Origin of the sequence: Streptomyces sp. NPDC058295, from assembly GCF_042880655.1 — a bacterium.
GTDB classification, from domain to species: Bacteria; Actinomycetota; Actinomycetes; order Streptomycetales; family Streptomycetaceae; genus Streptomyces; species Streptomyces coriariae.
This window is the reverse complement of sequence record NZ_JBHVYO010000035.1, coordinates 83,739-91,646: the sequence shown is the minus strand read 5'-3', so window position 1 is coordinate 91,646 and position 7,908 is coordinate 83,739. Positions and strand designations below refer to the sequence as shown.

Here is a 7,908-nt window from a genome sequence, read left to right as displayed (position 1 = left end):
TCTGGGGAACTGGCGGACGTACGGCCGGGAGCGGTGTGCGTGGATCGCAGCCCACACTGGGCGTTCCCGGCCCGCGCGCCACCCCCCACACCCCCGGCCCACCCCGTCCGCCACCCCCAGGCGCCGGCCCGGCCGGAATTGGCGGGGATAGCGTCTGTCCGCGTGGTGAGTTCCCGGACTAGACTCCCGTCATCGAGCGGGCGTGTGCCTGTGAGGTCTCAAGGCCCCTCCCGGGGACCGGAGTGCGGTTGTCGGCAACCATCCAGCCTTCAGGACACGGGAGGGGCCCACCCGCCCCCACACTCCCGTCACCGACCGCACACATTCGGCCTACGCCCCGTCAGGCTATGGCCAAATCCGTTAAGACTTCGCGTCAACAGCGCACTTTTCGTTCCGACACGCCCGCCCGAGATGCCACAGTGGCATCCCGCACTAGTGGACTGGCAGCCAGCCTGTGCGGAACCGAGGGCCCGGTACTGCGAATACCAGGCTGAACGAGAACCTTCCCTATCTGCCGGAGGAGCGGAGACGCCCCGATGTCCGCAGAACCCGTACGAACCGAGCCCGAGCCGGCCGCCGTCCCGGCTACGGTCCTCGCCTTCAAACGCCCCCGCCATTCGAGCAGGGAGCCACGCGTGCCGATACAACCCGGGCCAGACGCCGGTGCCAGCCTCACGCCGGAGCAGCGGCTGGCCGCCACGGTGGAAGCCGCGTTCGCCCGGCAGGGGCGCACCCTCACCGACGAGGGAACCGCCCTGGACTTCACCATCACCCTCGGCATCGTTATCACCCTGCTCAACGGCGCCCGGGAACAAAACCATTTGGGGGAGGAGGAGTTCAACCGGCTGAACGGAATGGTGCAGGGAATGCTCACCGCGCCCCGCCTCCTGGCCTGAATGTCCCGGTACTACAGGTAACCGACAACCTTCACAAAGGTTGTCGGATGGTAACAGTGCACACGGCGCGTTGATCGTTTGCGACAGTCTGTTCAACCCCCGCCCCATCCGTGGCACGATGGGGCGTCCGGACACACCCGGAGGAACTACTTCCGGCCACCCCGGCGCGCGCCCCGCACACGCTACGGACGTCCCGCGCCCCCGGGCAGGCCACTCAGGGACGGGGACACATGGGCCAAGACACCGCCGGCGCCGCCGCAAGGGCATTCCGCCTCCTCAACAGCCCCGAACTCCGCCAGCCCACCCGCCACGCCCCCGCCGAACGACGCCCCACCACCACAACCCCCGCCGCACCCCTCGACCTCGGCCTCCTCGACTACCTCAACCAGCACGTCGACGAAGTCATCACCCACACCCGCGCGGCCACCAACGAGCCCGGCCCGCTACCCCGCCAGCGCGCCGACATCTACGACTGGTGCGAGAAGGCCATCCCCACCACCGAGGAAGACCAACAGCTCCTCCTGCGGACCATGCTCGAACGCCACCGCCTCGAACACGCCGTCCGCCTAGGCGACTTCGACGCCGTCTGCAAAGAACCCTGCCCCGGATGCGGTTGCTGGGGCCTGATGTGGGAACCCGCAGCGCAGCGTGCCGTGTGCAGCAACAGGCGCTGCCGGACCCCAGCCGGCCTCTCCTCACGCTGGACACTCGCCCGGCTCGCCGCCCAGAAAACCCACCGCACAGAAATCTGGCGACGCACCGCAACCTGACCGCCACCCCGACGGTCTACACAGCACCACAACCGCACACGCCCGTCCCCGCACCGGATGCCCCGAGCATCCCCCGTATCGGCTGCTGGAGCTGCGAACTGTAGCCGCCGTCATGGGAGGCCACTCATGGCCGCAACGCACCTCAGCCCGTTCCCTGCCGAAATCGAAGACCCGGTCACCTACAAAGAAGCCGTAGCCCTCTTCGCGCGCACAGGCCACAAGGCCGCCGAGTCCACCGTGCGCCGGTACGTGGAAGAGGACGAACTGAAGACGGCGCGCGTAGGAAAGGTCATGTACGTGTCCTGGACCGATCTCCTCGAAGCGCACTTCAAGCGCACCGCGGCGAAGCTGAGAGCGTCTTCCGACTGGCCCTGAGCCGGCGCTGACGGCCACCCCCCTGACGAAGCCCTGACCATCCGGTCGGGGCTTTCTTCATGCCCTCACGCCGAACCCATTGCTACGCCATGGAATATGGGTTACGTTGGGGTTGTTGGAAACGCCACCCCACCACAGGGCAGGCGCAGTACACCCACACCACCCCGGAGCCCTCCATGGCGCTGATGACACACGCCCACACCCAGGCCGAAGCCAACTACTACGACATGGCAACGGCCGACCAGGAGCGCTTCGACGAAATGATGGAACTCGCCGACGTCCGCGCCGAAAACAGCGTCTTCCTCGCCCTCATGGTCGCCGCAGCCCAGATCGCCGGACTCCGCATCAACTACACCCAGGAGATCCGCCGCTGCGCCTGCTCCTGCTGGTGCCCCGTCATCTTCGACCCGAAGAACCCGGACGCGCACTGCATCGAAGCCGACAGCTACAACCTCGGCCGCCACCAGTGCCCCCGCTGCGCCGACGACCACCGCGAAACCGCCTAACCCCACCCCAGACCACCCGGCCCCGCATGAAGCCCACACTGCGCGGCCGGGTGAACAACCCCCAGGAGAACCCATGCGGTCCGTACCCCACACCCTTCGCCTCGCAGCCCACCTCATCACCTACCGCGGACTCCACACCGGCGACCAGTTCGCCACCACCCCCGGCGGCCCCCTCGACATCTGCGCCGCCGTCTACGCCGCCGCCGAACAGCCCTGGGACCTCCCCGAAAAGATCGCCCTCCCCCCGGAGTTCTACACCGACGAAGTCGCCTCCCTCGCCATCATCGGAGCCTCCGCCGGCGCCATGGCCGCCATCCGCGCCATCTCCGAGGCCCTCGACACCCCCGTCTGCCACACCGAGATCGCCCCTGGCCATCACGTCCCCGACTACATCGAGCACGTCTCCAACTGGGCCGCCACCGCCTCCCCCGTCCACCCCAAGCGCCCGCCCACCGTCGGCGAGGTCATCGGCCGCATCCTCCGCGCCTCCAACGCCCCCACCGCCCACGCCGCCTGACACCCCGGAGCCCCGACATGAGCCTCATGACCACGGCCCCCGCCGTCAGCCCCTTCGCCAACGACCCCTTCTACTCCATGGGCATCGCCGACGCCTACGACGAACACCAGGCAGGCGAAACCGTCGACACCCTCAAGCAGCGCGCCGCCGACATGCTCGAAGCCGACACCCGCGGCCAGATCCCCGCCGAGCTCTACCGCGTCGGCTACGCCACCGCCATCGCCGGCCTCCTCAACTTCCACATCGCCACCGTCAACGCCCAGGCCGACGTCGCCCACACCAACCGCGAAGAGCAGGCCGCCTGATGCCCGCCATCGTCTTCGTCTCCGGGGCCGGCCGGAAGTACCACTTCGACCAGCAGTGCAAGGCCTTCCAGACCGCCCAAGAGCTCAGCGACCTGGACTGCGGATGCGACACCTACTGCACCCACCGCCTGCCCCGCATGCACCCCCTGATCCGCATGAGCAGCACCAAAGCCGCCATCGACGGCAAGCTGCCCTGCCTCACCTGCGTCCCCCCGCACCTGCGGGAGCTGGACGCCAGCGACTCCTTCGGGCACGAACCGACCACCGGCATCAGCCTGTTCGGACTGGCGGAGACCGTCTGCCAACGCTGCACCGAGTGGGGCGTCTGGTACGGGTCAGCCGACGACCTGCGGCCCGTGCACATCCTCTGGCCGTGCACCAGCGCCGTCGTCCTCGGCCTCGTCCCGCCCCGCTGCCCCCACTGCAAGGGCGACGGCGGAGACCCCAACGAACTAGGCGACTGGATCCCCGAAGTCGGACGGCACAACCCGTACACCGTCCCCCCGTGCCCGAAGTGCCATGGCACCGGCCACGCAACACCCTGACCAGCCGCTCACCCCCACCAGCACCGGAGCCCCGCCGCACCACAACCCAGCCCCGCAGGACGGAGAACGACCATGCCCCGCACCCGCGCACGCGCCAGCAAGGCCCCCGCCACCGAGCCGGCCGCCAAGAAGACCACCACCAAGACTGCCCCCGCCCCGGCGGCCGTCGACCTCCGCCACCTGCTCAAACCACGCCGCCGCCTCTTCACCGGCCCCATGGGCCCCAACGAACAAGCCGCCATCCGCGCCGCCCTCGACACCGCCCGCGCCGCCCTCCCCATCCCCGTCCGCACCTGGAACGGCTCCACCGCCCACCTCACCGACGGAACCCTCCTCACCCACAACCCCGGCCCCGACCGCCTCTTCACCGCCCACATCGCCTGCCGACACGGCGCCATACACGGCTACCCCATCACCACCCACACCGACCTCCGAGAAGCCCGAGCCCTCACCCACGCCTGCGAACGCCCCCACACCACCCCCACCGACCACGACGGCACCACCTACGACTGGGACAAAGCCATCACCCGCGGCGTCCACACCGAGCCCGACCCCAAGCCGGCGCCCACCCCCAAGCCCGACGTCGTCGTCCAACTCCGCGAAGGCGTACGCCGCGCCCACGCCCTCCACGACAAAACCGAACCCCTCTCCCTCAAGGACATCGCCGACACAGTCGCCGCCCGCCAGGCCGACTCCGAAACGCCAAAGGAGCACCCCGAGCCGTGACCGACATCGACCCGGTCGAGGAACTTGCCGACACCCTCTACGACGCCCTCTACGCCATCACCCCCTACGCCGAAGCCCACTTCGCTGACACAGGAGAGGGCCTCAAGAACGCCGTCCGCGCCATCCTCGCCGAAGCAGCCGCACAGAAGTGGATCCAGAAGCAGCTGGACGAGACCGGCCTCAAGTCCATGGACTTCCGCAACGGCATGGCCATGGACATCGAACCCGCCCGCGAGATGGTCGCCCACTGGGTCGGAGCCGCCCGCGGCATGCTCGGAAACGCCCCCAACTACAGCGAGACCCCCGTAACGATGGACGTCAAGGTCGCCGAGTCACCGGAGACGTTCGCCTTCACCCTCCAGCGCGTCGGCAAGATCACCCCACACCAGGCACGGCTGAAGGCCGAAGAGAACCTGGCCGCCGTCATGCACGTCATCGAGCACTGGGTCGACCAGGTGAAGAACGGCGAGGACGTACACGTCGACCAGCTGACCCGATCTCTCCAGCGGGTGGGACACCCCGTTCGCGGCTACGAGAACGCCGAGGCCGCCGATGCCTGAGACCACCCCCGGCTACGCCACAGCCCTAGCCGCCGCCGAACACCACGCCACCACCCAGACCCTCCGCGACACCGCCTACACCACACACCTCGCCACCCAGCTCTACCAGCGCTACCCAGACCTCCTCACCGCCGAGACCGACCTCGCCATCCTCCGCGCCCGCCTCTCCATCGTCACCACCTTCATCCAAAACCCCATCTACGACGCCACCACCCGCAACGCCCTCGCCAAAGCCCTCAACCTCCCCACCCCCGCCCAGGAGAACCCCACCCCATGACCACCACCCCCGACGTCGTAGGCCTCGACACCAGCCTCACCGCCACCGGCATCGCCCACAGCAACGGCTGGTGCAAGGTCATCGGCTACCAGAAAGCACGCACCAAAGACCCCGGCATCACCCAACTCCCACACCCCGCCCGACGCGAAGCCCTCCACGAACTCCGCCAAGCCGTCACCGACACCATCGGCCGGCCCGACCTCGCCGTCCTCGAACTTCCCGCACCCTCCCGCAGCGGAGGAGGAGCCCACGAACGAGGCTGGCTCTGGTGGGAGGTCTACGACTACCTCGCCGCCCTGAACATCCCGATCGGCCTCCTGACACCCAACCACCGCTGCCTCTACGCCACCGGCAAGGGCAACGCCACCAAGAACCTGATCGTCGACGCCGTCGCCCGACGCTTCCCCACCTGGCCCACCGCAGGAGACGACAACGCAGCAGACGCCGTCATCCTCATGGCCGCCGGCCGTGACTGGCTCGGACACCCCATCACCGACCTCCCCAAGACGCACCGGGCCGCCCTCGACAAGGCGACCTGGCCGACCCTTCCCGGAGCCACCCGATGACCACCATGACGCCCCCGACGAGCCGCGCTACGAATCAGGCCGCGCAGGCCCGGGACTGGCGCTCGTACGCCACCTGCCGCGAGACCGACCCGGAACTCTTCTTCGCTATCGGCCCGCGCTCCGCGAGGGAGACCGCTCAGGCCAAGCGCGTGTGCGGCGGATGCCCGGTCCGGACCGCATGCCTGGAGTGGGCGCTGGACACCGGCCAGAGCCACGGTGTGTGGGGTGGCCTGGACGAAGCCGAGCGTCGCCAGGTAGCCCGGAACCCGTTTTCCCACCGTGCCGTGGCCCTGGCCAACCAGGAGTTCATCGAGGAGCAGGTGGCCGCGAAGGTGTCGTTGCGGCAGATAGCTGCGGAGCTGGGGATCGGGCATGCGGCAGTCCGGCACGCGGTCGCCGAGTTCCGCGCCAACCGTGCCAGCAGTGGGGATGTAGAGGAGGTGCAGGCAGCATGAGCGAGCTCAATGCGGCGCAGCGAGGGGACCTGGCGGAGTCGATGCTTCCCGTAGCCGCACACCTGGCCGTCCTCGTCCACGGCGACGGAGGTCCGGAAGACGTCAGCGCCGTCATCCACGGCCTCACCGACACCGAGAAGGACGCCCTCATCGTGGTCCTGGCCGGCCTGGTCGACCCGGAGCAGCCGATGGGGAAGGCCCTGGGCTGGCTGGACTTCAACGAGCACGGCAGTCTCACGGTGCCGCCGTCGTGGAGTGAAGAGGGAACGATCCGTGATCTGGTCCCGGACCAGGAGGAGCTCGAGCTGGGAGACGACTACGTCGACCCGGCCGCGGTCGCCAAGTTCGTGAAGGGCTTCCGCGTGGAGGTCACGGACGCCGACTTCCTGGCCGCGGTGAAGCAGTGCGTAGCAGTGGGCATGACCCTGGCCGACGTTAACCGGCTGCGTGGGTGGAGGGAGAAGACCGCAGAGAACTGGGTGAACCGGATGAGGAAGCGGTATCAGCGGGACGGTCGTGAATTCCCTTCACTGGCCCCGCCTGGGTCTCGGCTGCTGACGGAAGAAGAGGTCGTGGCGATCCGAGAGCGTTGCGTAGAAGGCGCCACCGACCTTGAGGTTGCCATGTCGTTCGGTGTGTCTCAGAAGACGGTCGGCGAGGTGGCGCGTGGGAAGCGGTACCCGCACTTCGGGGGGCCGATCCGGAAGGTTCGGAGCGCGAAGGGCACGCAGGCATCGAGGGACTTCATGTGCGGGCACGGGTCGACGTCGCAGTTGGCGACGAAGAAGCACCAGATGGGAGAAGCGGCATGAGCGGCGAGACCGTCATAACGATCATCGGCAATGTGGTGGACGAGCAGGTTTCCCTGCGCTTCACGCCGTCGGGCGCTGCGGTTGCCAAGTTCACGGTGGCGTCGACGCCGCGGACGTACAACAAGGAGAAGCAGGCCTGGGAGGACGGTCCGACGCTGTTCCTGCCGGTGTCGGTGTGGCGCCAGCAGGCTGAGCACTGCGGGGAGACCTTGGCCCGCGGTATGCGGGTGATGGTGCAGGGCCGGCTGTCGCAGCGGTCGTACGAGAAGGACGGCGTGAAGCGGACCGTGTTCGAGTTGGAGGGGGACGAGGTGGCGGTGTCCCTCCGGTCGGCGACTGCGCAGGTGCAGAAATCGGGCGGGTCGGGGCAGGGTCAGCGGGACTACCAGCAGGCGCGTACGCGGTCGTCGCGGGAGGGGAGGGAGGATCCGTGGGCGACGTCGGGTGCGGCTGCTGAGGCGGCGCAGGCGGGCGCGTGGGGGGACGCTCCGCCGTTCTGACTGGCGGGTGTTGGGCGTGAGGGGTCTGGCTTTTGGGTTGGGCCCCTTTCGTGTGTCCGGGGGCGTCACAACCATTGCGGTGCAATGGAATATGGGTT

At 68.7% G+C, this 7,908-nt stretch carries 14 protein-coding genes; all 14 read left to right on the top strand.

Features of this window, described 5'->3' with window-relative positions:
* Window positions 1-635 precede the first annotated feature (635 nt).
* The 14 genes from ACFVYS_RS31335 to ssb all read left to right on the top strand — a co-directional run bounded on the left by ACFVYS_RS31335 (window position 636) and on the right by ssb (window position 7,810).
* A complete protein-coding gene (locus ACFVYS_RS31335; RefSeq protein WP_389507516.1) occupies window positions 636-896 on the top strand; it encodes a hypothetical protein in 261 nt (86 codons plus the stop codon).
* Between the two features lie 230 nt (window positions 897-1,126).
* Window positions 1,127-1,666, top strand: coding sequence for a hypothetical protein (locus ACFVYS_RS31330; RefSeq protein ID WP_389507515.1), 540 nt, complete (start codon window positions 1,127-1,129; stop codon window positions 1,664-1,666).
* 126 nt (window positions 1,667-1,792) lie between these two features.
* Entirely contained in the window at window positions 1,793-2,041 is a 249-nt protein-coding gene (locus ACFVYS_RS31325; RefSeq protein ID WP_389507513.1) for a hypothetical protein, read from the top strand.
* A 176-nt stretch (window positions 2,042-2,217) separates the two neighbouring features.
* Entirely contained in the window at window positions 2,218-2,547 is a 330-nt protein-coding gene (locus ACFVYS_RS31320; RefSeq protein ID WP_389507511.1) for a hypothetical protein, read from the top strand.
* Between the two features lie 73 nt (window positions 2,548-2,620).
* Window positions 2,621-3,064, top strand: a complete 444-nt coding sequence (locus ACFVYS_RS31315) for a hypothetical protein (RefSeq protein WP_389507509.1) — start codon at window positions 2,621-2,623, stop codon at window positions 3,062-3,064.
* A 17-nt stretch (window positions 3,065-3,081) separates the two neighbouring features.
* Window positions 3,082-3,369, top strand: a complete 288-nt coding sequence (locus ACFVYS_RS31310; RefSeq protein ID WP_389507507.1) for a hypothetical protein — start codon at window positions 3,082-3,084, stop codon at window positions 3,367-3,369.
* Window positions 3,369-3,914: a hypothetical protein gene (locus tag ACFVYS_RS31305; RefSeq protein ID WP_389507505.1), complete on the top strand. Its 546-nt coding sequence runs from the start codon at window positions 3,369-3,371 to the stop codon at window positions 3,912-3,914. The genes ACFVYS_RS31310 and ACFVYS_RS31305 overlap by 1 nt, the downstream gene beginning before the upstream one ends.
* A 72-nt stretch (window positions 3,915-3,986) precedes the next feature.
* Entirely contained in the window at window positions 3,987-4,640 is a 654-nt protein-coding gene (locus ACFVYS_RS31300; RefSeq protein WP_389507504.1) for a hypothetical protein, read from the top strand.
* The gene (locus tag ACFVYS_RS31295; protein ID WP_389507502.1) at window positions 4,637-5,200 is read left to right on the top strand and encodes a hypothetical protein; all 564 of its coding nucleotides are present in this window, start codon (window positions 4,637-4,639) and stop codon (window positions 5,198-5,200) included. The genes ACFVYS_RS31300 and ACFVYS_RS31295 overlap by 4 nt, the downstream gene beginning before the upstream one ends.
* Window positions 5,193-5,477 carry a hypothetical protein gene (locus tag ACFVYS_RS31290; RefSeq protein ID WP_389507500.1) on the top strand — a complete coding sequence of 95 codons (285 nt, stop codon included), beginning with the start codon at window positions 5,193-5,195 and terminating at the stop codon, window positions 5,475-5,477. Before ACFVYS_RS31295 ends, ACFVYS_RS31290 begins: the two co-directional genes overlap by 8 nt.
* The gene (locus ACFVYS_RS31285) at window positions 5,474-6,043 is read left to right on the top strand and encodes a hypothetical protein (protein ID WP_389507498.1); all 570 of its coding nucleotides are present in this window, start codon (window positions 5,474-5,476) and stop codon (window positions 6,041-6,043) included. The genes ACFVYS_RS31290 and ACFVYS_RS31285 overlap by 4 nt, the downstream gene beginning before the upstream one ends.
* Entirely contained in the window at window positions 6,040-6,498 is a 459-nt protein-coding gene (locus ACFVYS_RS31280; protein WP_389507496.1) for a WhiB family transcriptional regulator, read from the top strand. Before ACFVYS_RS31285 ends, ACFVYS_RS31280 begins: the two co-directional genes overlap by 4 nt.
* Complete coding sequence (locus ACFVYS_RS31275; RefSeq protein WP_389507494.1) at window positions 6,495-7,310, top strand: hypothetical protein; 816 nt, start codon at window positions 6,495-6,497, stop codon at window positions 7,308-7,310. Before ACFVYS_RS31280 ends, ACFVYS_RS31275 begins: the two co-directional genes overlap by 4 nt.
* The gene (gene ssb, locus ACFVYS_RS31270; protein WP_389507492.1) at window positions 7,307-7,810 is read left to right on the top strand and encodes a single-stranded DNA-binding protein; all 504 of its coding nucleotides are present in this window, start codon (window positions 7,307-7,309) and stop codon (window positions 7,808-7,810) included. Before ACFVYS_RS31275 ends, ssb begins: the two co-directional genes overlap by 4 nt.
* Window positions 7,811-7,908: the final 98 nt, after the last annotated feature.